The sequence below is a fragment of the Methanosarcina sp. 2.H.A.1B.4 genome, from assembly GCF_000979385.1.
GTDB lineage: Archaea > Halobacteriota > Methanosarcinia > Methanosarcinales > Methanosarcinaceae > Methanosarcina.
Genome location: NZ_JJOV01000031.1, coordinates 1 through 22,192, shown reverse-complemented (window position 1 = coordinate 22,192; position 22,192 = coordinate 1). Strand labels below are relative to the sequence as shown.

Below are 22,192 nucleotides of genomic sequence, written 5' to 3'. Positions count from 1 at the left end.
TAGTAACTTTTTTAATCATTTTTTGCCTTAATTTTTTTATGGGCACTTGTGTCATATCTCGGCCCCCTGAATTTGTTTTTTTATCTCTGTTTCTTTTTCTGTCGTCCGAGCTCCCTTTCTCCTATCCCTCCAGGTATCAAGGAAAACTATCAGTGGTGGGAAGACCACAAAGGTTGCCAGGAGAGCCAGCACGACATCGATAACCGTAACCATACCGAAGTCGGCTATCATGGGGAAAGGAGAAGCCAGCAGGGCCATAAACCCAAATACGGTAGTTGCTCCTGAAGCAACGATTGCACTTCCTATTTTGGAACTGGCCATATGGATTGCTTCCATAGGACTTTGCCCTTTATCCTTTTCTTCAAAGTAACGTTCCATCATGAGGACAGCATATTCGGACCCTACTCCTAAGATCAACGCTCCCAGAGTTGCTGTTAGAGGAGTGTAGCTGATGTTAAGATAACTCATGACCCCTCCTGACCAGCCGATAACTATGACCATTGGAATTATAGGGACCAGAGCTTTCACCCAGTCTCTGTAAACAATATAAAGCCCTGCGAGTACGAGGACAAGGCCGAGGAAAGTCATTGCTATCCGTCCACTGGTAAGAGCAGTAATGACCTCTATAAAGACGACCGAGTTTCCGGTAATCGTGGCCGTGATACCCGGGGGAGCTGGCATCCACTGCATATCCTGCTTAACGATGGTTGTAAGTTCTTTAATACCCATTACCTTGATATCTGAAACCGCATTCCCTATATTGAAGTTCAGGAGGAGCATGTTTTTTCCGTACATATAGCGGTTCTTCTGCGCTTCAGGGATTTCGGAATAAATATCCTCTATCTCCTGGCTGGTGTCAGGAATCACTCCCCCATTCCTTTCCTTTACGAGAGATACGATACTTGAAGCGCTGTAAATATGGCTACTGGTTGCCACTTCATGTTCGGAAAACTGGTCGATCCATTTCAGGACATCAGGGTTGGCTGTATCATCAACTTTTATTATAAGGTTTAATTCGTCGCTTCCGCCCATGATATCTCCCATGTGTTTGAGATCCACAAGGGAAGGCATATCCTGGGGTACAAATTCTTGAACGTCAGTCTGGATAGGTACGGACTGATCAAGGTAGAGGCCGCTAAAGCAGAGTAAGCATGCTATTCCCAGTACGATAACGTCATACTTGATCGTCAGATCTGTGGTTTTCTGGAGAAGATTCCCGATTAGATGGTTGCTTCCGTTTTCTCCCTCAGGCTTTTTCTGTTTTCTCGAATTTGCAGGTTTAATCTTATTTGCGACTTTCCTCAAGGGGTTTTTATCTGAATAGTTATCAAATATTGAAATCGTTACAACTCCTACAAATATGGAAGAGAGGTAACACATAGCAATGCCTATCAGGAGAAGTTTTCCAAAGTCCTGGATCATTGGCACCGTGGAGGTGAAAAGGGAAAAAAAGCCAAGGGCTGTCATTACCAGGGCGATGAGGACTGCAGGTCCGGTGTGCTTTACGGTTTCTATAACTGCTCTTGTTTTGTTCCCTTTTTCCTGCAGTTCTTCTTCAAGTCTGTTATGGAACTGGATGGCATAGTCGATCCCTACGCCTATGAGGATCGGGAACGCAGACATTGAAACCATGGACATGGGAATCCCTACATAACCCATAGCTCCGAATGTGTAAACAATTCCTAGAAGAACTACTGGCAGAGGAAGAAGACACCAGCGGACATGTCTGAACACCAGGAGTAGTACAATAACCATGAAAATAGCTGAAAGCCCTAAAAGTACACCCATGCTGGAATTCATTTCTTTATTCATGGAGATTTGGAATGCCGGGTCACCTGTAACGATAATATTGTAAGAAGGTGGAAATTCCGCAAATGGGACTGCATCTTCAGTAGCAGTAAGGATATCCTGCTGAGTTTTGTCATTGGCTGATCCGGCCATTACTACCGATATCAACATATGGGTATTGTCAGGGATAATCTGACTGAATATAGACGGATTTCCGTCTATGATAGCTTCTATTTCTTCATTGGTTTCGGGAAGTTCATACCTCCCTGTTGTCTTGTAGTTGATCGTTTTGATAAGGGAGGCAGGGCTTGTAGTCTCAATCACTCCATCCGTTGCCGCAAGCTGATGTTCTAACCTGTCCACAGCCTCCATCAGGTCAGCATTTCTCACCTCGTTGCCCTCTACCATTACAACAATAGACTGTGTCTGAAAAATATTCTGATAAAGGTGATCGTAGTTCTGGTAGAGAGGAGAGTCTTTCCCGACAAAGGTTTCCGTTCCTGCTTTCATCTCTATTAGCTGTGCTCCCTGCATTGATATGATTATGAACAGAAAAGCTATCAGGAGGACGGAAAAACGGTTATTCTGAATAATAAACCCCAGTTTTTCAAAAGATTTTTTAATATTTGATTCCTCTCATAATTTTTAACATGAAGTATCATTTAGGAACCTGGATTCACATCTTCAACCTGTCGGATTTTCCTTTGGGCTGGAGGTTCCCCATCCAAGGTTTGTTATTATTACATTTCTATCCTTTTTATACTGTTTGATTAGTTCTTAAGTCTCATAGATTTGCTGGCTTATAGAGATAGAAAAGATTTAAATCTATTGTTACTTTAGGGGTAACAAATGTTTTCACAACTTAATCCTCAGTTAATTCATAATTTGGAGAGGCTAGGGCTAACTGAAAACGAGGCAAAAGCCTACGTGGGGGTTGTCAGTTTGAGGGAGGCTACGGCCAGGGAAGTCCATGAACTCACCAATGTGCCAAGAGCCAAGATATACGAAGTTCTTAAAGTGCTGGCAAAGAAGGGTTATCTGGAAGTCCGCCAGGGCTCCCCAACCTATTTTCGCGCAGTTGACCCTAAGCAGGTAATAGGCAAGATAAAAGATGAATTCATCAACTGCGCAATCGAGGCGCTTGACCAACTCAATGAATTGAGTTATGAACTTCCTAAAACATCTCCGGTATGGTGTATCCAGAGTGAGTGGGGAATCAAAAATAGAATCCGTGAAATTCTCAGCGGGGTACAGGAAGAGCTGATTGTTTTTGCATCCAGCCCCGAATTCTTGCAGGAGTTTGAGACCGATCTTAAAAAATTGGAAAAAACTTGCCAGTTAACCTTTATTGTGAATGAACTGGACAGGTTCAAATCGCTGCCTTTTGAGTTTAGAGAGACTACAAAAGAATTCTCGGACTTCATGACTAATATTATAATTGATGGGCTCCAGTATGATGAACAATTCTTCATGATAGCGGACGGAAAAGAATCAATAGGGGTTCACAGTGCAGGAAACAAAAGAGAAGCAGTCGTAATAAAGTTGCCAGTCGTTTGTTACCTTCAGAAGATGATCTATAACAGGGTGCTTGAGCCGAGTTTCATTAAAAAAGATCTTAACTCTGTTTGAGGACCTTAACAGGGTGCCGATCTAAAGAAGTTCATACTTTTGGATATTATTATTTGGCTACTATTAATATGATCTAATATAATCTAATATAATCTAATATAATCTGAAAATAGAGTTCTCTAACAGGGCTCTTTTCACAGGTTGTGGGGAATAGAGTTCAGCAGGTGTATAATATGAATAGTGTAAAAATTGAAGGCGTTAGTATTCAATGGTTTGGAAATTCCTGTTTTCTGCTTGAAGGGGATGGCAAAAAAATCTATATCGACCCGTATCAGATCGGTGCAGAACCGACTTTTGATGACAAGGCAGATATTCTTCTCATTACACATGAGCACTTTGACCACTGCAGCCCTGCGGATATTCGGAAAGTCCGGAGGTCTGACACAACCACATTGATCCCTGAGAGCTGTTCCCTTGAGTTCAGAGGTGATGCCCGGAGGGTTGCTGAAGGGGATATCCTGGCTGACGGGCTTGAGATCAAAGGGATTCGGATTGAAGTGGTCCCAGCCTATAACCTTGATAAACCATACCATCCCAGGGGCCTTGGAGTGGGGTATATCATAGAACTTGGAGGTTTGAGGATCTACCATGCAGGAGACTGCGACTTCTTCCCGGAGATGGAGACTTTTAGTGCCGATATAGCTCTTCTGCCCATCGGGGGTACATATACCATGGATGAAGAAGAAGCTGCCAGCGCAGTAGCAGTTATCTCTCCGAGGTTTGTTATTCCCATGCACTACGGGTATTCAGAAGGAATGGACGGAGACCCCGAAAGGTTTAAAGCCCTTGTACACAGCAAGAATCCAGATATTAACGTGATTATTCTTGATTCCTGATTTCGCTTTTTGAGAAGGGCTGAAACAGGACTCCTTGATCAGAAAAAAAGGATCGGTCTATCAATGCCTAAAGTAGCTAGAAAAAAGCAGAAAAACCTTATTCTGAATATAGCAGTCCAGCGTATGTGGCGGCTTTTTGAGCTTGCGAAAGCTGAGTTTCCAGAAAACCCTGAGCGCAGCAGGCGTTACGTGCAGCTCATACGAAATATCTCTATGAGGAACAGGATTAGCATTCCAGGTGAAATTAAAAGCAGGATCTGCAAACACTGTTATGCGTTCCTTATGCCTGGACACAATGCCCGTTACAGATTGAAAGGAGGGTTTATTGTCGTATCCTGCGAGCACTGTGGAAAGGAAATGAGGCACCCCTATAAAAGGTTGAAATAAAAAGGTTGGACTTATTGTTTCCGGCTGCTTCTTCCTTAACCGGATTCAAGTTAGTATCGAAGTTAGAAGTTGTTTCACAATATAAGTTACAAGGAGAATAACGCTTACTATCATTAGATATGAGAATACGTTTCTGTATACTACGTCTTTTCCGGAACCTGCCTTCATCCCCAGGGATCCGGCACAGCCACCACAGGAAGCAGAGTCACACCCGCATCCCAGCTTGACCTCTTGATAGGGGTTCTTAACACTTTTTTTGATATTACCTGAACTGTTGTTTATGACAGGCAGTATTTTTTTATTGTTTTCGGACATGTATGCAGGGTTTGCATCCAAATGATATAAACGTTCTTTTTAAATCTCAAGAATATCCTGCATATTTCCCGAATATGGATGAGGCTTTCCCTAAGGGTGCTCTTTCCCTGCCATAAAGGTGTCAGCCAGTGAGTTTACGCTTTAGAAGGGATTTCCTGCCCTCTCATCTTTCTTATTGACAAAGAGATCTGCTTTGCAATAACGGATTTTGGACCCTTATCATCCACGAGCACTCTCCCGCTGACTTCCCACCAGGATTTTGGATAGGCTTTTTCAGGCTCTACTTCAGGGTTCAGGCCCAGCTGCATGGCAGCTTCCTTAATCTCATTCAGATGCGGCTCCTTTACGGCATTTTTTCGAGAGATTATCCTTCCATTGCTTCTGGATTTAGTCTGGTCAATGTATACAGGCCAGATTACAAGTTTTCCTTTGTCTTTCATCATCATGCTATCTTCGTTCTAAATTGCTTTCATCAAATTTAAAACTGCCCGGCAGCTTCTGAGTTTCGGAGTTTCTTTTTGTCAATGTAAAATTTCTTTTTGCCAATGTAAAGTTTCTGGTTTTTCTCCAGATCCGATACCCTGTAACTATTTATCTTCCCCGGACAATTTCTGCACGGTGCATTATATGATTCCGGTGTTTTCAATTGATGAAAAAGTCAGGGCTTACATCAGGAAGAGCGAGCAGGACTTCAGGCTTTCCACTTCTCCGGAGGGGCCTGTGCTTCTCCCGCTTGGGGAATCCTCTTCCAAACCCTCTGACCTGAAAATCCTTGTTGGCAGCAATATTCTTTACGTTTCCAAACTTCAGGCAAAATATATCAAAAAAATTGACTGGCCTATGGTAGAAAGGTATCTGAGTTCTTCAGGAGAATCAAAAACCTGAACTTGAGCTTTGATTGCTATTTTTATTGTGGCTATTCCTATTTTTATTTTTATGCAATGAGTTTTACTTTTCTGTTAGCTAAACCGGAGCTATTTTGTGTTTTTCTTCTGACAGGTTATCCGTTTTGTTTATTAAGAAGAGAGAGCATAGGATAAAGGCTGACCTGTTACAGATCCTGCAAGCTTCGCTCTAAATAAAAGGAAAATTGCTGCAGGCTGAAAAGAGATCGCTTCAAGCCCAAGGGAGAATTCTTCCGTGAAAATGAGAACAAAAAGTATATTTATGCTCCTTGCCCTGCTGGTGGTCTTCATGTCGGGCTGTATTGACCAAAAAAAGGAGATCATTCTGGATGAGCCTGGCAATATCTCCAATTATGAATATGAGGTTTTTCTGGATGAGTGGGATAATGAAATTCCAGCAAATACCACCACATATTATATTCTGGGAGACAACACAGAGGTGCAGGTCGTTCAGCTCGTCATAAATAGCAGCAAGCTTGAAATTTTTCCGCCCGACTCCCTTGGCGGAGGTTCTAATGAAGACCCCATTAAAAATCTTGTACTTCTGGCGGAACCTGCAAATGAAACTGTAGCAAGTTCAAAAACTTTTATGAGGCTTTCAAATAGTAGCAACGTTTCGGATATCAATTATACTCTTACTCAGGAAATTTCCCGGAACATGAAGGTGATAAACCTTGAATTTGAAGAATCTGTTACGGGTTTTATTGCGTACACCCTTGATACACCCGGAACTCAGAGTTTTGCTTTTATGAAACCTGACTCCGAGTTCATCCGTGTGGTTCTTCCGGAGGGTTTTGTCACAGGTAACAGAATATTCGGGATAGCAAGGCCTGAACCTCATGACACAAGTTTCGATGAGGATGGAAGGCAGACTCTTCTGTGGATCTCTTCTAAGATGGGGGCACGGGAAGAGGCTATTCAGGTTAAATACTATGCTGAATCAGCACCCATGTATTTCTTCGCCGCAATTATAGCTCTGTTATTCGGGGTTGCTACGGTACTTTCGCGTTATTCCAGGAGCAAAAAAGAACTGGAAAGCGTTCGGGATATTTTCGAACTCGAAAAGGAATATGAGGAAAAAGCACGTCGGAAAAAGAAATAACCCGAGACAAATCTTTTCCTTATTTTTTCCAGGTTTCTCTTTTAAATCCTTAACCATTTTTGGACAAACAATAACTTATTTATTCAAGCTTTACATATTATATTCGTGATGAAGGCGTGGGGAAGTCTCCGGCATAAATTCCGTTATTTCTTAAAGTCTGCACCGGAAGGTCTCTCTCCTGTTATCGGTTCCCTGCTCCTTCTTCTAATCGTTTTTGTGCTTGTGGGGGCAGTTGCTAGCAGCATTAATCTCTCCGAAGGTGGGACAAATTTTCAGCCTCCTTTTGCAAAAATTACTCTTGAATCCTGTGAAGGGGGGATTTACGGTGTCGGACCAGTAAGCAAATGGGTCACGTTTAAGGAAAATCAAATTGTCCTTATTCATGAGGGGGGAGATTCCCTTCCATTAGACTCTATCTCGATAAGGATTTCCGGATATGGCAATTCTTTCAAGGGAAATATTTCTAATGGAACTGGAAAAAGAATTGAAGGAGATGTAGAGGTTCTTTACCTGGACCTGGGCCAAAAAGGAAAAAATAAGGACTATAAGGCTCGAAATTGTGCAGTTTTGGAGGATGGATCCTGGGATGTGGGTGAAAAATTGATTCTTTGCGGGAGAGACAGTGCTAGTGGGAATATTTATTCCAGTGTTATGGTCAGTGTAGGCGGAGTCGATGAAACTAAGAATAATTATGGTTTCAAAGCAGGCACTGAAATTACCCTGATGGTTATTGACCGCAAAGGCAGGAATGTTCTTGCTGAAAGGACAGCTATTGTCAAACTCGCCGATTGATAAAACAAAAGCTGTGGCCAATAATTGCCAGTAATTCAAATAAAGCCAAATCCTCTTTTATTTTCCCTTTCCCAACGAACGTTTCCAGAAAAATAGTCTAAGTTGTGGATTAAAACATGGATTAAATCCGAGAACGGGCAACTTGAGTAAATGTGGGAATATTGCATATAATAATCTGGAGTTTGGATCCGAAAGTCCGCCTTTTACTGAAGTGTTGATATTTTGATACTTGATTTTTCCAGCGTGGTTGAAGTTTATGTCTTCATCTGGTCGAAGCCCGCCGGTTCCAGCTGATTCTGGGTACAGAATAAGAACTGGCTTTTTAGAAATCTAATTTTTCACTATTGCCCTTTTTTAAAGGAAAATCCCTTTTCCATCGACAATTTTATAAAATAGTGGTTTATATATTTTGAGCGCAAGAGTCCAGTCTTCCGTTTTTATAGATATGTTGAGCTTTACATATCTGGAAGCTGTAGAGTTCTGGCTGGTGTTTTTTTCTATGACCGGCCAATTATGAGGGGTTCTGTCCCTTGTATTGAAATCTTGCCCCTGAATTATAACATAAATTAATGAATTTCTGTGAAAAAGTTACCTATAAATACAGTGTATCCTTCTGCGTTATGTTGAAATCTACATAATGCGATTCCTTCAAATATGCTGGCTGTATTACATTTATCCTGTCTGCATTCAACATCTTTAGCGTTATGTTTATTTAAACATAACGGTGAAACCTACGGTGGTGTACACATTGCATAAGAATTCAGATCAAGAGACACACAACATGGAGGCGATCTTGAAACAGGTAAAGGATCCTGAGCTGCTTTCACAGATTGAAAAGGTCGTCCCCTTTCACGGCTTCCTGACCTCAGGGGCGTTAATCGGCATTCAGATGCTTAATATCGCAAGACGGGAGCTCGATGTCCTGGACGGGGAGCGCATATACGTGACCTGTGAAACAAAAAGCTGCATGCCTGACCCCTTTCAGATCCTTGCCGGAGCTACCATAGGGAACAACGGTTTGAAGATCAAGAACTTTGGGAAAATGGCGGTCACGGTAAACAAACAGGCGCCTGAAGGAGTGAATGGAATAAAAGGTATCCGGATCCTCCTTGATACTGAGAAAACAAAGGACTATCCCAAACTCCACGCCTGGTACCTGAACACTGAAAAGCTTCCCCATGAAGAGGTTGTACCCATCCTCCTGGCCGCAGGAGAAAAGGTGTATTCCTGGAAACCTGCGGACTTAGAAGTTCCGGTCCGGAAGAAAAAGCGGATACAGTGCTGTAAAAATTGCGGTGAAATGTTCATTCAACACGATAATGAGCTGCTGTGCGGCGGATGCACAGAATAACGTTGAGAGGTAATCAAAATGCAAGATGATATGCGATTGTCTGTCTTTTCCGAAAAAAAAGATAGACAGCTGGTCTATAAGCCTGAAAAATGCATTGGCTGCGGGACCTGTGTACAGGCATGCCCTAAAGGCACCCTGGCTGTAGGGGCTGTGGGAGCTATAGCAAGAGGGTTCCTGGATGCTGATTTCCTGGAAATGAAAAAGAGTGAAGACTGCATTGTCTGTGGAATTTGTGCGAAAGTTTGCCCCACAGGCGCTCTTGAATTGAAGCAGGAAGGAAAACCCCTCACTGACATGTCCTATATTTCCAGGGCCATGAGGCCGACATCAGTAAACGAAAGTTGCGTCCACTGTGGGCTTTGTGAGGATATCTGTCCCAGAGGTTGTATTGAGGTCACCAGGGAGATTTCAACTGATGGGAGCCTGAAGCTGGTCGGAAAGACCCACATTGATTCGGAGTGCTGTATCCACTGCGGCTGGTGTGCTGCAGTCTGTCCTGTGAATGCTATTTCCGTGGAAAAACCCTTTGAAGGACGCTGGACCCGGGATGAGAATGTCTGTCAGACCTGCCATACCTGTGTAGAAGTCTGTCCTGCAAATGCTATTTTCAATAAAAAGGCTAAACCCGGAGAAAGAGTCGAAAAGATTACGCACCGTCCGGATGCCTGCATTTACTGTGGGGCCTGCGCTGTTGCATGTCCTGTGGATGCCATTGATGTTCGAAAAACCGCAATTCTGCCGGATGTGGAGAAAAAGGGCCCCCTCGAGAAAAAGATACTTGAAGCCCCTGTTCCGGAGGCTCTGCTCCGTACCTGCCTGGAAACCGATGAAGCTGCTTGCCTGGGCTGCGGAAACTGTGTGATTGTCTGTCCGGTAAATGCTCTCAATAACCGTGAACTTGCTGCAGGGCACCTTAACAACATGGACGAAAAAGCTCTCCTGGGGGTTAAGAACGGAATTATTTCAGTCGTAAACCAGGACCTCTGTGGAGCAGATGGAGCCTGTGCCCTTATCTGCCCTGTTAATGCAATCTGGCTTGTGAAAAAAGAGGTGGAATAAATGGCAGGAACAATTGCAATCAAGAACGGATACGTCTTTGACCCCCTAAACGAAATAAAAGGGGAGATTATGGATATCTTCGTCAGGGACGGAAAAGTTGTAAAAGAACTTTCTGCGGCCGAACTGATAAACGCAAAGGTCATTGATGCTTCAGGTATGACGGTCATGCCCGGAGGAGTTGACTCTCATTCTCACGTGGCCGGGGCAAAGGTTAACGCTGGCAGGTCGATGCGTCCCGAGGACCACTATAAGTCGACTCTCCAGAAAACTTCACTAACCCATTCAGGTTCAGGTTACACTGTCCCCTCGGTCTACAAACAGGGGTACGATTATGCAGCAATGGGTTACACAACTGTCTTTGAAGCTGCAGTTCCTCCTATTGAAGCCCGCCACACCCATGAAGAGATGAGGGCAACTCCACTTCTTGACATGGGCGGGTACATGGTGCTCGGGAACAACTTCTTTTTGATGCGTTACCTCCGGGATGGGGACATAGAAAAGGCTGCGGCTTATGTTGCCTGGATGATGAAGACTCACAAGACCTACGGGATCAAATGCGTTAATCCTGCCGGAGTTGAAAACTGGGGCTGGGGCAAAAACGTAAGTTCGCTTGATGAGGCTAACATCCATTTTGAAATTACCCCCCGGGAGGTCATAAAAGGGCTTACCGAGATCAACGAACGCCTTGGAATGCCAATGCCTGTCCACCTGCATGCCAACAACCTGGGACACCCCGGCTGTTATGCAGTTACCAAAGATTCCCTGAAAATCCCTGATGGAGTAAAGACCAGACAGAACATGGACGTTGAATGGGCTGAAACCAAAATGGACCCTTCAAGGGACCGTTCCGTATACCTCACCCACCTGATGTTCAACAGTTTTGCAGGCACCACCTGGACAGACTGCGAATCCGGTGTTAAAGACATTGCTGACTACATCAACAACAAAGACCACGTGGTAATCGACAGTGGATGTACGCCCTTCGGAGAAGCCACTGTCATGACCGGAGACGGACCTGCTATTCACGACCTTTACACGCTTACAGGAAACAAGTGGTCGAATACTGATGTTGAGATGGAGTGTGGGTCAGGTGTCATTCCCTTTACTTACCTAAAGTCCAACCCGGTACACAGTCTGCAGTGGGCAATGGGACTTGAATGTCTCCTGCTTATCAAAGACCCCTGGAAGACCATCATGACTACAGACAGTCCCAACGGTGGGCCGTTTACGAAATATCCTGAGGTCATGACCTGGCTCATGTCCGAGGCTTTCCGGAAACAGACTTTCAGTGAATGCCACAAGTGGGCAAATGACAGGAGCGCACTTGGAGGCGTAAATCGGGAACTTTCCCTCTATGACCTTGCGATACTGACCAGAGCTAACCCTGCTAAGACAATTGGCATGGCTCACAGGAAAGGTTCTCTTGGCGTGGGCGCAGACGGGGATGTTACAGTCTATAACATAAACCCGCAGCAGCTTGACCCGAACAATTACGAGGCTCTCATCAGGACCTTCCGGAAAGCAGAATACACCGTGAAGGGCGGGGAAATTGTGGCTGTTAAAGGAGAAATCGTCGCCGTTCCCGAAAAGCGGACTTATTATTCCGAAGTGCACGTAGAAGATGAAAGGGAAAAGGAGATGCTGGTCGACGTGAAGGAATGGTTCAGGTACTATACCATGGGCTTTGCCAACTACCCGACTCCAGAAAAGTATCTGGAAAATCCGACTCCCATAAAGGTTAACGCTGAGAGGTGAAGTGATGTCAGAAGTAATTCTTATTCTTAAGAGAGAGATCGACATTAAACTGGAGGCAGATGTCATAACTCCTGACTCCTTTGCAGATAAAAATGCCGAAGAAATCGGAAGCCTGCCCATCTGGCAGGGGCCAAAGACCTACCCTCTTTCCGATTTTTTTGAAGTGAACGGTAATGGAGGCAGCTCTGCAGCTGAGACTCAGATCCGCATAAAAGGCGATGTAATGAGGGTTAAAAGGATCGGAGAAGGCATGAGTGCAGGAAAAATTGAAATTGAGGGTTCCGCAGGCATGCATGTAGGGTCAGGGATGAAAGGAGGCGAGATTCTCGTATCCGGAGATGCGGATTCCTGGGCAGGCATGGAAATGCTTGGCGGGCTCCTGCACATTAAAGGCAATGCCGGAGACCATGTTGGCTGTGCTTACAGAGGTAAATGGCACGGCATGAAAGGCGGGCGCATCGTGATCGAAGGCTCGGCCAGGCATCAGCTCGGAGGCGGTATGGACGGCGGAGAAATTCTGGTGGAAGGCAATGTTGAAGGTTTCTGCGGGATTCGCCAGAACGGCGGGGTCATCGTTGTGAAGGGCAGAGCTCTTCGCGGCGTTGGTGCTGAAATGGCAGCCGGTACCATAGTTGTCGGGGGGTTAATCGAACGCTTCACTCCGGGTTTCGAATATACAGGTATGGTAGACGGACTCACCCAGGGTGGGGTTGAGCTAACAGGAGAATTCAAGAAGTTCACCGGGGACTATGCGATCAGCAAGCGGGCAAAAGGAGTGCTCTACGCGGCTGCAGATGCAAATCCGGAACTCTGAGGTGAGAAGCATGGAAGTATTACTCATTACCGGAAGTACGATTGATGAAGGCAGGCTTGCCAAAGGCGGGGACAAGTTCACGGACGATTACACCATGGAATGCGCATCCTGCTGGCTTTCCCCTGTGGATTTCGTGTCCCTCTGCTCCCCTGAAAAAGTGAAGGTTACAAGCCGGAACGGAAAGCATTCTGTCGTGGTCTATACGAAATGTACGGATTCAGTTTGTCCGGGGCATGTGTTCATGCCAAGGGCTATCTGGTCCAATGTTATCATCGACCCGGACACCCTTTCTACGGGCTCTCCCCTCTACAAAGGTGCCCCCGTGCAGGTTGAGCCCACGGAAGAAGAGGTCCTGAGCGCTGAAGATGTAGTGCTGAAAGTTTATGTCGGAGGGCAGTGAGTATGATTTACAAAAACATAGTCTGTCCGGTCTGCGGGGCGTCCTGTGACGATATCCAGGTCGAGTTCGGAGACGGAAAGATTGAAGCTAAAAACGCATGTAAGATGGGAAACGCCAAGTTCAAGGAAGTTGTAAGTTCCCACAGGCTCAGGCAGCCCCTTATAAAGGGCGAAGGAAAACTGGCCCCTGCAGCCTGGGACGAAGCTCTTGAAAAAGCTGCTGATATCCTTGTTTCGGCAAAGCGACCCCTGCTTTTCATGGGCAGTGAAACCTCCTGTGAAGCGCATGAAGTCGGGCTCAAGATAGGGGAATATCTGGGTGCGATTGTTGACTCCAATGCAACAATCTGCCACGGGCCAACAGCCATGGGAATCCAGGAATCCGGTAAAGTCGGCGCAACGGAAGGGCAGAAGAAAAACAGGGGCGACCTTATCATTTACTGGGGAACCAACCCTCTTGAGTCCATGCCGCGGCAGATGTCCAGATATGGGGTTTTCCCGAGAGGTTACTGGACCAAACGCGGGCGTTTCGACAGGACTGTCATCACCATCGACCCGAGAAAGACTCCCACGGCAGAGGCTTCAGACCTGCACATTCAGCTCAAACCCAATTCCGATTACGAACTGGCCAGTGCCCTCCTTACCATGCTCCATGGAAAAACTCCTCACCCGTCGGTTGAAGAGGTCACAGGTATCCCCATCTCAGTGATGGAAGAGATGCTTGACATGATGAAGAACTGCAACTTCGGAGCTATCTCCGTTGGGCTCGGGCTTTCTTCTTCAATCGGAAAGCACAGGAATGCCGAAATTGCCATGAACCTGGTAAAGGAGCTGAACAACTATTCCAAGTTCACCCTGGGCGCACTCCGCGGCCATTGCAACGTGGCAGGCTTTAACCAGGTAGCTTCCTACATGTACGGCTACCCATTCGGACTTGATTTCACACGCGGATACCCGCGCTACAATCCCGGGGAATTTACAACCGTGGATGTGCTGAGGGAAAAGGACGTGGATGCAGCCCTTGTGATGTGCGCCGACCTTGTCTGCCACATCCCTGCGGACTGTGCTTCCTATCTTGCTGAAATCCCCATGGTCTGCCTGGACATTGCTCCCTGCCCGAGTACAGCTGCTTCTGATGTCGTGCTCCCCGGAGTCATCGACGCCATGGAATGTGACGGGACCTTCTACAGGCTTGACGATGTGCCCGTGCACTTCGAGCCCTTCACAACCTCGCCCTTCGAATTTACGAAGAGCAACGAAGACACCTTAAAACAGCTCTTTGCTAAGATCAAAGCAAGAAAGTAAGTTAAGTCTGTTTTCACGGACTCTCAGTTAAAGACCGTGAAAAACAAACAGATGACGTGAGAGTGATATAAAGCTCTCACCTTTTTTTATCTTTTCAGTTTCCTGTGGACACAATTTTTCCTGCAATATCATGTGATTATCATAACTGCGACCGTAGTTGAAGTTTAAGTAATTCTTTAATATGTGTGCGTACATTTATGGCTTGTTAGAATTGGCTGAATCGCCAGTTAATAAAGCATTGAACAGGGAGTATGTGAAAATGTCACAGGAAAATAAAAACGATAAATCTTATTACGTTATCATTGCGCTATCAGTTGTTCTGGTGCTGATGTCAGCAACGATATACGCCATTTCACAGAGTGGATCCGAAAAGGATACGGAAAATACTATTTCCATGAGTGGGTATGCTGAACAGAAAGTTGTCCCTGACACAGCAACATTGAGCATAGGTGTTGTAGTTCAGTCTGCAACCGCAAAGGAAGCGTCCGATGAAAATGCAGTCCTTATGAGCGCTGTAATAGCAGAACTCAAAGCAATGGGATTGCAGGACAAGGAAATAAAGACATCCTATGTTTCCGTATCGCCGGTATACGACTATGATAAGGCACAAACAATCACAGGTTACTCTGCATCCAACAGTGTGCAGATCACAACCACAAAGCTCGACAACCTGAGTGAGATCATTGACAGGTCCACAGCCGCCGGAGCTAATGATATTGGACGCATTTCCTTCTCAGTATCTGATGACATGCAAAAACAGCTTCGTGAAGACCTGATGAATGAAGCAGTAGTTGATGCATCATCAAAAGCCACTACGCTTGCTAAGAGCCTGGGGGTTGAGATTACTGGCGTGCAGACCTCATCCATAAGTGAAAGCAGCAATTCCAGAGTATATTACGAATACGATATGGCAATAGCAGAAAAGGGCTCAGGAGCAGTTTCCACTCCTATTCAGCCAGGCGAGTCTACCGTTTCAATGTCAGTACAGGTCACGTACTACATTGAATAAGAAATTTGGACTAAGTAGTTTGAACACTGAAGTATACAAATGATCAGGAGTTGCAGATGACGAATGTTGTTTGCAACTTCTAAGGTCAATGTGTCCCGAGTTTCGCTTCCCGAGTTTCGCTTCCCGAGTTTCGCTTCGGGAGCACGAGGTCTGTTTCGCTTCGCTCAAGCAGACTAATTTATAGGTTTTAGTAGTTAGTTTCGCTTCGGGAGCACGAGGTCTGTTTCGCTTCGCTCAAGCAGACTAATTTATAGGTTTTAGTAGTTAGTTTCGTTTCGGGAGCATGAGGTTCTTTTTTCATTTTTTAAAGAAACTTCATTTTCTATCAATAAGTTTCCTTATGAGTGGTTTTGTATAAGGTTTTCGCGATTGAATATTTTTTGCTCTCCAGGGTCACACTATAGTACGGAATTAGCTCAGGAGAAAAGCCCATAATAAAATCCACAAATGTAGGAATATTTGCTGCCATTACGTTCATGTATTTGAAGTCTCGGGACTTCAGGTCAAGAAATTCATTATAATATAGAAGAGCAATGGGGCCCAAACGATCAAAATCAGGGTTCAGGGCTGAGGTCCAGATTACAGCGCATTTCTTTCCGTACAGATTTAAGTGAGCTGCAACAGCTTCACCCTCGGGTGTTTCTGAGACAAACATGTATCCAATGTTTTTTTCCTGAATCAACTTAAATACTCTTTCAAAGAACCCTCTGGGCAAGGGAGGCTCTAAATTCTGCTTTTCATAGGCCAGTGAAAGCAGACGGTAATAAGTTTCAGGGTCATTCAATGCCCTGGTTTTAAGTCCTGCCTCAGTTGCGGTTTTAAGTTCCCTCTGTCTTTCCCTTGAAAGGTTGCTGTCTATGTTTTCTTTCAGATCCAGATAATGTGTATAATGCACGGCGGAATCCCATCCATTCCACGTAAACGGTCTTATATCCTCAAAGCCAGGAGCGAACGTAAGGTGAATGCTGTCAAATCCCTGCTTGCAGAGAAATTCCCTGAGGGGATTGAGGATATCATGAGTTTCCTGTACACGTTTACTTGCTTTAGAGCTGGCACTCTCTTTTATAAGAGGCCCACTGTAGCTGGTCATTCTACAGGTTGAAGTTGCCACTTTCAATATTCCCCTGATATTTTTTACAAAAAGGGGGCATCCTCCGACAAGCTCACTGTTTCTGAAACAGCCGTAGATTTTTAGATCTATTGACAGGGCATCCCTGCAAATTTCAAGCCATTCACTGGTATGAAAGAGTATACCGGGTTGAGCTTTTTCTACAAGCAAATTCCATTCTTTGTATTCGGATGGCAATAATTCTCTAACTTCAATTCCGTCCAATTTTAAGCCTCGTGCAAACAGATAATTATTTTTATCTGTAATGAATGACTCAGTTCCGATATCTGGTGGTAAAGTGAATGTTACTCGTCAACAAAAAATAAAATGAATTTTTACGTTCATCTGCCGAAAGCAGGTTTGATTCAATCTCCATCTGAAAAGCCGTTTAACTCCGAAATATTATTGCATGATATTTGTATTCATAATACATTGATTGTACACAAATCATTTCAAAACCATTTTTATTTGCAATTTTTTTAATTTTATTGGGATAATGGGAATACCCCAAAATGTCTCTCGGACGTTTTTTCAAGCTTGCTGATATTGAATTTTTAACCCCACAAACCGCTTTGCTTAATATTTTCCTACAGCTTTTATCCTGTGAAAACAGCCCTATTTTCCACAATGGGTATAAGCGAGGGTCCAGCATGTCAAACAATACTATTTTTCCTTCTTTATTAATATATTTTGATGCATTGAAAATAAAATCATCAATTTCTTGATATGTCAGGTACTGCAATACTCCAGCTGCATTTATTCGGTCAAAGGAAGAGTCCAGCTTGTCCCAGACAGTTTTGTCGTCAGCCAGAATTAGAGTTGTATTTTCACAATTCCTTTCCTTTATTTTTTTGCTTGCTTCCTCAAGCATGGACGGGGAAAAGTCAACTCCTATCGTCTTTTCATATTCTGGCGCATAGTAAACCAGGAGTTCTCCAGCTCCGCACCCAAAATCAAGAAGGGTTTTTCCACCATCCAGATGGAATAATTTTTCCCTTGCCTCCATAGCAAGAAATTCTTCAGCTGAAGATCTGTGACCCCCACTTCTCTTATCTGCAAAAAACTCTTCCCATACGTTTTTTGGTTTCAATATCTTTTTTTCATATCCCGCAGACCTGTTTTTTTCATAAATCTCAGACCCTTTTTTTCCATGCCCCACCGACATATTTTCTTTATACCCCCAAATATTGCTTTTTTACCTCTCCCTATGCACTCTAAAATTGCTACACTATCAGTTCTCTTAGTTATTCCCCAAAATAACTCAAAACTGTAATTATATACTAAATAATTCTATTTTTATGTCTATATATAAGTTTCTCTGGCGGTTGAAGCTTCTTCAAATTTGTTTTTTAATATTCATTACTTCCCGGTTCTATCTTTCTTTCCGTTCATAAATATGAATCTCTTCCCAATTTATTCTTAATTTAAATCCATCTGGTCTCAAAAAAATTGTGTAGTCTTTGAGTCATAGTTTCTCGGTTTAAGCGAGTAAGTATATAATTAAAAAATTTAACAAGTATTTTATACTCTACCACTATCTCATTTAAGGAAATTGTGCAGTTGAGTTCTGAAGTCAGTAGTATAGAACACTAAGATTTCTAAATATGCCATTTTTCACAAACTCGCAAGTACTTGATTTTGAGATTAATTTAAAGCAATAGTAAGAGTTAGAGCCCTGAATTAACTAATAAAGGTCTGATTTAAATGTTCAAAAAAAGCAATATCGTCAAATGGCTGATGCTTACATTATTTATTTATTTTTTATTATCCGGTTCTGCAAGTGCAGATGATAGCGAACTGAATGATTCCGAATCTAATGAAATCTCTGATTCTATTACGGAATTCGCAAACGATCCCTCGTTCATAGCCTACAGGGGAACCATACCGGAAACAATTGATCAGGAGTGGAAAAATTCAATTGTAGATTGCTGGCTAAATCTTAACCGAATAGGGCCATCATATTCCGAATTTGACAGTTCTATATCAAGCATTGCTGCCAGTGATATACTTATTATTGAATTGGGATCTGCATATAAAGAAGAAGTAGATGACTCAAGAATTGACGAGATGTATCAGAAAATTGAGGATTACTGCGAAGAGCAGGAAAGCATAAGTGAGATTCCTGTGGTCTTTATGTGGGCATGGGATGAGGCGGATCTTCCTTTACCGGACTATGGCCCCCAGATTTTTGAAGATGCTAAGAAGAATCCATTGTGTGTGGCTACTCGGGGAGCAATGCCTGTAATTACAGATGCCAGTGAAAAAGTGGAATGGATAGATTCACTTGTTCAGTGTAAACGGGCACTTTCTAACCCTTCTAATACTGATACAGGAATTACGCCGTACTTTGTTGAATTCGGTGGCCCAGTGAGCAGCTTCGGACCCAACATGAATGGATATTTAAACGTAGGTTTCGAGGGATATAGTTCCGAAAAAGTAAATGAATCGTTAATTGATGAAATATATCAGGTAATAGACGAAAGCTGTGAGGAGAAAGGCATAAGTGGCGTTCCAGTCGTTTTTGAGTTTATAGGATACATAACAGAAGACATAGCAGTAGTTGATGGACCATCTCCTGATGAAGCTGATTATTCCAATTTATCAGGTAATGAAGAAGAGATCACTGGTAATGAGACAACCAATCAAATGCCTGGTTTCACTTCAATAATGGTTATTTTAGGGCTTTTATCGGTACTGGTTTTCAAGCGTTCATAACATAAATGCATAAGATCGATGGTTTCATATCACATCGATCCTGCCCTTTTTCTTATTTCAAGCAGACTTATTTTCTTTTTGTTCTTTTCTTCTGAAAGCTACCTTCTCCCCGCAGTACCGGTGCAGTTTCTTAGTACCCCCTGCTTCACTGACCACCGTAAGCATTGTCAAGGGATCAATAATTCGGGTTCCCATTATTGCAGTAATACCTCTACTGAAGAACGGGGCAGGATATAGAGGCGCGCTTGGGCCGAGCAGGACAACTTCCCTTGCTGCACTCCGGAGGGAAAGAAGTTCATCAAAAGTCCGGTTGGCGAGGGTACTTGCACTGAGGATTATCACATCCGATGAAGGGAGTACTTCTCTGGCTTTTTCCGAGGGCAGGGTCATGGTTTGAGGGAATTCGATTTCACGCTTTTCAAGGACTGTAAGCTTATCGGTTATTTTTAGTATTCTCGGGATGAGAGGCCCGAAATAGCCTACCATCGCAACTTTATCTTCAGGTTTTATGAGGTCAAGGATATCTGTGTTTGAAACAGGAAAGTTTTCGGGCTTCAGGTCACAGAGCATGTGGGAAAGCGCGTTTGCAGTTGCAACTCCAACTGCAGCTTCAAGTGGGTTTTCTGACAGAACAAGTTCAAGCAGTTTATCCGCAGTTTTGCCTTTCAGGGTATCTGCAAAACCGAGGGCAGGGCAGCCTGAAAACTCGTAAAGGGGGGTGCAGGCAACACCTCCGTAGTTTTCGGAAAGCAGGACTCCGGTATAGGCGAGCCCTATCCTGACGTCTTTTACCTCGATTTCTTCAAGGGAGGGGCCAAAGTCTTTTTTGAGCGCACTTACAAGGGTGGGCAGGATTCCGTTTTCTTCTTTTTTCCCGGTTTCCTGTAAATTTTTGCTTTCTGGCATGCTTCCACCTTTTATTTTATCAGCTTACAGCCTTTCTATCTTCGTTGTAAAGTCAAGAGGAGTTGCATAATAGGGAGCGCTTGTGACGATTATGTCCACTAGAGGGGCGTATTCGGGGATTCTTTTTGCCTCGATTCCTCCCACTGCAAGTTCAAGTTTCGGGTTCAGCTTCTTAAGTTCGGGCCCGACCTTCTGCATTTCTGCCGGAGACAGGTGGTCAAGGAGCATTATATCCGCATGTATTGCGTACCTGAGGGCTTCTTCCCTCGACCGGGGCTCGATTTCTATTTTTTTCATAGCTCTGAGTTCTCCCAGTTCCCCGGCAACTTCCAGGTGGTTCTGGCTGAGCTGGATAGAATCGCTGAGGGAGTTCCTGTGGATGTCTCCTCCGCCTGCCCGGACGGCTTTAAGCTCAAATAAGCGGGCTCCGGGGTGGGTCTTTCGGCTTGTTGCAATGATAAGGTCAGGGTTTGCCTTCCGGCCGGCGCTTACGAAAGAGGCTGTTCTGGTGGAAATGGCGCACATGAGCGAGAGGAATGTCTGGGAAACCCTCCAGAGCTTGAACAGGAGTTTTAGGTCTCCTTCGGCTTCGATAATCGCATCTCCGGGCTTGAAAGGCTGACCATCTTTGAGGCAATTCAGGTTTTTCAGACCTTTTTTTTCATAATATTCTGCCAGGTCGCCGGCGCAGGCACAGGTCCCGTTTTCTCTCGAAATAATTCTCATTTTTCCCCTGCCTTCAAGCCTGAGAAGCTCTGCGCTTTCGTCCTGATAGGGGCAGTCTTCGTAAAAGTAAAGCTCAAAAAGGTCTATCATGTTTTGCCTCAAAAATTCCCTTCATAAATTTTCCTTATTTTTGTGTTTCTATTTCCCTTTGCTGCCGTTTTTCCGTATTGATTTCTTTGTTTCCGACCCGCATTCACTTTATTTCTGGTTTTCCACGCACCTGTATGGGATTTATATGATATGTTTGAACATACATAACGGTTAATAAAGCTTTTTGCAAAAATAGGCTTTGTAGAAATCCTCTAAGTTATGTTTTTACCCAAACATTTATAAAAATAAGATTTTAAAATTGCTCCTTATTTTTTGTCCCCACAAAAAACGAGGAGCAATCCCTATTGTCATCAAATAAGTATATTAAATTTATTGAGCTCAGTCTTAAAATTGTTCAGTCTTCCAGACTGAATCTTTACTCCTGTAAATATTCTAAACGTGTTTACACTCAACATCAGCTTCTTGTTCTTGTTTTACTGAAGGAGTATATAAGTACAGACTATCGAGATTTTGTAGAACTTATTGACCTCATGAACAATATAAAGGAAAAACTTGACCTTGACAAGATTCCTCATTACACTACTCTTCAAAAGTTTGTCTCCAGAGTTCCTTCGTCATTATTTAACATAATTTTGTCAAGAACTCTAAAGCTATTTTATTCACATGGAGAAAATGCATCGATCACAGCAATCGATGCAACTGGATTTACGAGTTCTTATGCAAGTCATTATTACTCTCGAAGAACAGGGAAGCTCCGAAGGAGCTTCCTGAAAACTTCAATATCTGTAGACACTGATAAAAAAGTAGTATTAGGATGGAAAATTAGTCAGAAAACAGATCATGATGTTAAACACGCAAAAGCTCTGATAAGGCAATCAAATAAGTCAAGAAAATCTGAATGTTATGTAATGGATAAAGGGTATGATTCTGAAAAAATTCATGCTCTAATAAGAGAAGAAATAAAAGCAGACTCAATTATACCTTTAAGAGTAAGAAAAAGGAAGAAAATAAAAGGGAAATACAGAAAACAGTTGAATTCAAGCTTTGATAAAATAAGATACAATAAACGGAATATAGCAGAAACAACGTTCTCTGTTGTCAAAAGAAAGTTTGGGGAAGTACTCAGGGCAAGAAAGTTCTATAATCAGATCAAAGAAATAAAAATTAAACTGATAGTGTATAACATAAACAAAAAAGTTGTAGAAATAATTTGCATAAAATTAAGGATTTCTACAGAGCC

22 protein-coding genes are annotated in these 22,192 nt (G+C 43.6%); 15 read left to right on the top strand and 7 right to left on the bottom strand.

The genetic code is table 11. The features are described from left to right. Window positions 1-51 precede the first annotated feature (51 nt). Complete coding sequence (locus EO92_RS04495) at window positions 52-2,412, bottom strand: RND family transporter (protein WP_052734270.1); 2,361 nt, start codon at window positions 2,410-2,412, stop codon at window positions 52-54. A 225-nt stretch (window positions 2,413-2,637) separates the two neighbouring features. On the opposite strand from EO92_RS04495, the gene EO92_RS04490 reads away from it, so the two are divergent. From EO92_RS04490 to EO92_RS04480, 3 genes are all read left to right on the top strand, one after another. After that, on the top strand, window positions 2,638-3,417 hold the full coding sequence (locus EO92_RS04490; RefSeq protein WP_048162750.1) for a TrmB family transcriptional regulator: 780 nt from the start codon (window positions 2,638-2,640) through the stop codon (window positions 3,415-3,417). A 173-nt stretch (window positions 3,418-3,590) separates the two neighbouring features. Further along, the gene (locus EO92_RS04485) at window positions 3,591-4,253 is read left to right on the top strand and encodes an MBL fold metallo-hydrolase (protein WP_048169627.1); all 663 of its coding nucleotides are present in this window, start codon (window positions 3,591-3,593) and stop codon (window positions 4,251-4,253) included. A gap of 63 nt (window positions 4,254-4,316) precedes the next feature. After that, entirely contained in the window at window positions 4,317-4,640 is a 324-nt protein-coding gene (locus EO92_RS04480; protein WP_048131361.1) for a ribonuclease P protein component 4, read from the top strand. 45 nt (window positions 4,641-4,685) lie between these two features. Here the strand turns inward: EO92_RS04480 and EO92_RS04475 are convergent, their stop codons facing one another. Beyond that, a complete protein-coding gene (locus EO92_RS04475) occupies window positions 4,686-4,976 on the bottom strand; it encodes a hypothetical protein (protein WP_048162754.1) in 291 nt (96 codons plus the stop codon). A gap of 113 nt (window positions 4,977-5,089) precedes the next feature. Next, window positions 5,090-5,395 carry a signal recognition particle protein Srp19 gene (locus EO92_RS04470; RefSeq protein WP_048162890.1) on the bottom strand — a complete coding sequence of 102 codons (306 nt, stop codon included), beginning with the start codon at window positions 5,393-5,395 and terminating at the stop codon, window positions 5,090-5,092. A gap of 187 nt (window positions 5,396-5,582) precedes the next feature. Here EO92_RS04470 and EO92_RS04465 point away from each other — a divergent pair, with 187 nt between their 5' ends. From EO92_RS04465 to EO92_RS04420, 10 genes are all read left to right on the top strand, one after another. Further along, on the top strand, window positions 5,583-5,840 hold the full coding sequence (locus tag EO92_RS04465) for a hypothetical protein (protein ID WP_048131328.1): 258 nt from the start codon (window positions 5,583-5,585) through the stop codon (window positions 5,838-5,840). A 261-nt stretch (window positions 5,841-6,101) separates the two neighbouring features. After that, complete coding sequence (locus EO92_RS04460; protein WP_235283200.1) at window positions 6,102-6,962, top strand: DUF5803 family protein; 861 nt, start codon at window positions 6,102-6,104, stop codon at window positions 6,960-6,962. 108 nt (window positions 6,963-7,070) lie between these two features. Further along, on the top strand, window positions 7,071-7,754 hold the full coding sequence (locus EO92_RS04455) for a type IV pilin (protein WP_048169623.1): 684 nt from the start codon (window positions 7,071-7,073) through the stop codon (window positions 7,752-7,754). Window positions 7,755-8,547: 793 nt separating this feature from the next. Beyond that, window positions 8,548-9,105 (top strand): FmdE family protein, encoded by a 558-nt coding sequence (locus EO92_RS04450; protein ID WP_235283182.1) that lies wholly within the window; start codon window positions 8,548-8,550, stop codon window positions 9,103-9,105. Window positions 9,106-9,123: 18 nt separating this feature from the next. Further along, the gene (locus EO92_RS04445) at window positions 9,124-10,164 is read left to right on the top strand and encodes a 4Fe-4S binding protein (RefSeq protein WP_048169618.1); all 1,041 of its coding nucleotides are present in this window, start codon (window positions 9,124-9,126) and stop codon (window positions 10,162-10,164) included. Further along, the gene (locus EO92_RS04440) at window positions 10,165-11,919 is read left to right on the top strand and encodes a formylmethanofuran dehydrogenase subunit A (protein ID WP_048169616.1); all 1,755 of its coding nucleotides are present in this window, start codon (window positions 10,165-10,167) and stop codon (window positions 11,917-11,919) included. A gap of 4 nt (window positions 11,920-11,923) precedes the next feature. Next, window positions 11,924-12,733: a formylmethanofuran dehydrogenase subunit C gene (locus EO92_RS04435; RefSeq protein ID WP_048169614.1), complete on the top strand. Its 810-nt coding sequence runs from the start codon at window positions 11,924-11,926 to the stop codon at window positions 12,731-12,733. Between the two features lie 10 nt (window positions 12,734-12,743). Continuing rightward, complete coding sequence (locus EO92_RS04430; protein WP_048140072.1) at window positions 12,744-13,133, top strand: molybdopterin dinucleotide binding domain-containing protein; 390 nt, start codon at window positions 12,744-12,746, stop codon at window positions 13,131-13,133. A 2-nt stretch (window positions 13,134-13,135) separates the two neighbouring features. After that, window positions 13,136-14,437 carry a formylmethanofuran dehydrogenase subunit B gene (locus EO92_RS04425; protein ID WP_048169611.1) on the top strand — a complete coding sequence of 434 codons (1,302 nt, stop codon included), beginning with the start codon at window positions 13,136-13,138 and terminating at the stop codon, window positions 14,435-14,437. Window positions 14,438-14,696: 259 nt separating this feature from the next. Beyond that, the gene (locus EO92_RS04420; protein ID WP_048169609.1) at window positions 14,697-15,446 is read left to right on the top strand and encodes an SIMPL domain-containing protein; all 750 of its coding nucleotides are present in this window, start codon (window positions 14,697-14,699) and stop codon (window positions 15,444-15,446) included. Window positions 15,447-15,771: 325 nt separating this feature from the next. Here the strand turns inward: EO92_RS04420 and EO92_RS04415 are convergent, their stop codons facing one another. Both EO92_RS04415 and EO92_RS04410 read right to left on the bottom strand, forming a co-directional pair. Continuing rightward, a complete protein-coding gene (locus EO92_RS04415; protein WP_048169607.1) occupies window positions 15,772-16,779 on the bottom strand; it encodes a GNAT family N-acetyltransferase in 1,008 nt (335 codons plus the stop codon). Between the two features lie 163 nt (window positions 16,780-16,942). Then, the gene (locus tag EO92_RS04410) at window positions 16,943-17,647 is read right to left on the bottom strand and encodes a methyltransferase domain-containing protein (protein WP_048169803.1); all 705 of its coding nucleotides are present in this window, start codon (window positions 17,645-17,647) and stop codon (window positions 16,943-16,945) included. A 611-nt stretch (window positions 17,648-18,258) separates the two neighbouring features. Between EO92_RS04410 and EO92_RS04405 the strand changes: the two genes are divergently transcribed. Next, entirely contained in the window at window positions 18,259-19,269 is a 1,011-nt protein-coding gene (locus EO92_RS04405) for a hypothetical protein (RefSeq protein WP_048169605.1), read from the top strand. Window positions 19,270-19,326: 57 nt separating this feature from the next. Here the strand turns inward: EO92_RS04405 and EO92_RS04400 are convergent, their stop codons facing one another. Together EO92_RS04400 and EO92_RS04395 are read right to left on the bottom strand one after the other, a co-directional pair. Continuing rightward, window positions 19,327-20,175: a Rossmann-like domain-containing protein gene (locus EO92_RS04400; protein WP_048169603.1), complete on the bottom strand. Its 849-nt coding sequence runs from the start codon at window positions 20,173-20,175 to the stop codon at window positions 19,327-19,329. Window positions 20,176-20,199: 24 nt separating this feature from the next. Beyond that, a complete protein-coding gene (locus EO92_RS04395; RefSeq protein ID WP_048169601.1) occupies window positions 20,200-20,991 on the bottom strand; it encodes a nicotinate-nucleotide pyrophosphorylase in 792 nt (263 codons plus the stop codon). Window positions 20,992-21,296: 305 nt separating this feature from the next. On the opposite strand from EO92_RS04395, the gene EO92_RS04390 reads away from it, so the two are divergent. Further along, a partial coding sequence (locus EO92_RS04390; protein ID WP_048169598.1) for an IS5 family transposase occupies window positions 21,297-22,192 on the top strand: 896 nt, incomplete at its 3' end.

What these genes read in the sequence shown, in the direction of transcription:
- EO92_RS04490 (WP_048162750.1), top strand. Translation starts at nt 2,638, where the DNA reads ATGTTTTCACAACTTAATCCTCAGTTAATTCATAATTTGGAGAGGCTA.
- EO92_RS04485 (WP_048169627.1), top strand. Translation starts at nt 3,591, where the DNA reads ATGAATAGTGTAAAAATTGAAGGCGTTAGTATTCAATGGTTTGGAAAT.
- EO92_RS04480 (WP_048131361.1), top strand. Translation starts at nt 4,317, where the DNA reads ATGCCTAAAGTAGCTAGAAAAAAGCAGAAAAACCTTATTCTGAATATA.
- EO92_RS04470 (WP_048162890.1), bottom strand. Translation starts at nt 5,395, where the DNA reads ATGAAAGACAAAGGAAAACTTGTAATCTGGCCTGTATACATTGACCAG.
- EO92_RS04465 (WP_048131328.1), top strand. Translation starts at nt 5,583, where the DNA reads ATGATTCCGGTGTTTTCAATTGATGAAAAAGTCAGGGCTTACATCAGG.
- EO92_RS04460 (WP_235283200.1), top strand. Translation starts at nt 6,102, where the DNA reads ATGAGAACAAAAAGTATATTTATGCTCCTTGCCCTGCTGGTGGTCTTC.
- EO92_RS04455 (WP_048169623.1), top strand. Translation starts at nt 7,071, where the DNA reads ATGAAGGCGTGGGGAAGTCTCCGGCATAAATTCCGTTATTTCTTAAAG.
- EO92_RS04445 (WP_048169618.1), top strand. Translation starts at nt 9,124, where the DNA reads ATGCAAGATGATATGCGATTGTCTGTCTTTTCCGAAAAAAAAGATAGA.
- EO92_RS04440 (WP_048169616.1), top strand. Translation starts at nt 10,165, where the DNA reads ATGGCAGGAACAATTGCAATCAAGAACGGATACGTCTTTGACCCCCTA.
- EO92_RS04435 (WP_048169614.1), top strand. Translation starts at nt 11,924, where the DNA reads ATGTCAGAAGTAATTCTTATTCTTAAGAGAGAGATCGACATTAAACTG.
- EO92_RS04430 (WP_048140072.1), top strand. Translation starts at nt 12,744, where the DNA reads ATGGAAGTATTACTCATTACCGGAAGTACGATTGATGAAGGCAGGCTT.
- EO92_RS04425 (WP_048169611.1), top strand. Translation starts at nt 13,136, where the DNA reads ATGATTTACAAAAACATAGTCTGTCCGGTCTGCGGGGCGTCCTGTGAC.
- EO92_RS04420 (WP_048169609.1), top strand. Translation starts at nt 14,697, where the DNA reads ATGTCACAGGAAAATAAAAACGATAAATCTTATTACGTTATCATTGCG.
- EO92_RS04405 (WP_048169605.1), top strand. Translation starts at nt 18,259, where the DNA reads ATGTTCAAAAAAAGCAATATCGTCAAATGGCTGATGCTTACATTATTT.
- EO92_RS04400 (WP_048169603.1), bottom strand. Translation starts at nt 20,175, where the DNA reads ATGCCAGAAAGCAAAAATTTACAGGAAACCGGGAAAAAAGAAGAAAAC.
- EO92_RS04395 (WP_048169601.1), bottom strand. Translation starts at nt 20,991, where the DNA reads ATGATAGACCTTTTTGAGCTTTACTTTTACGAAGACTGCCCCTATCAG.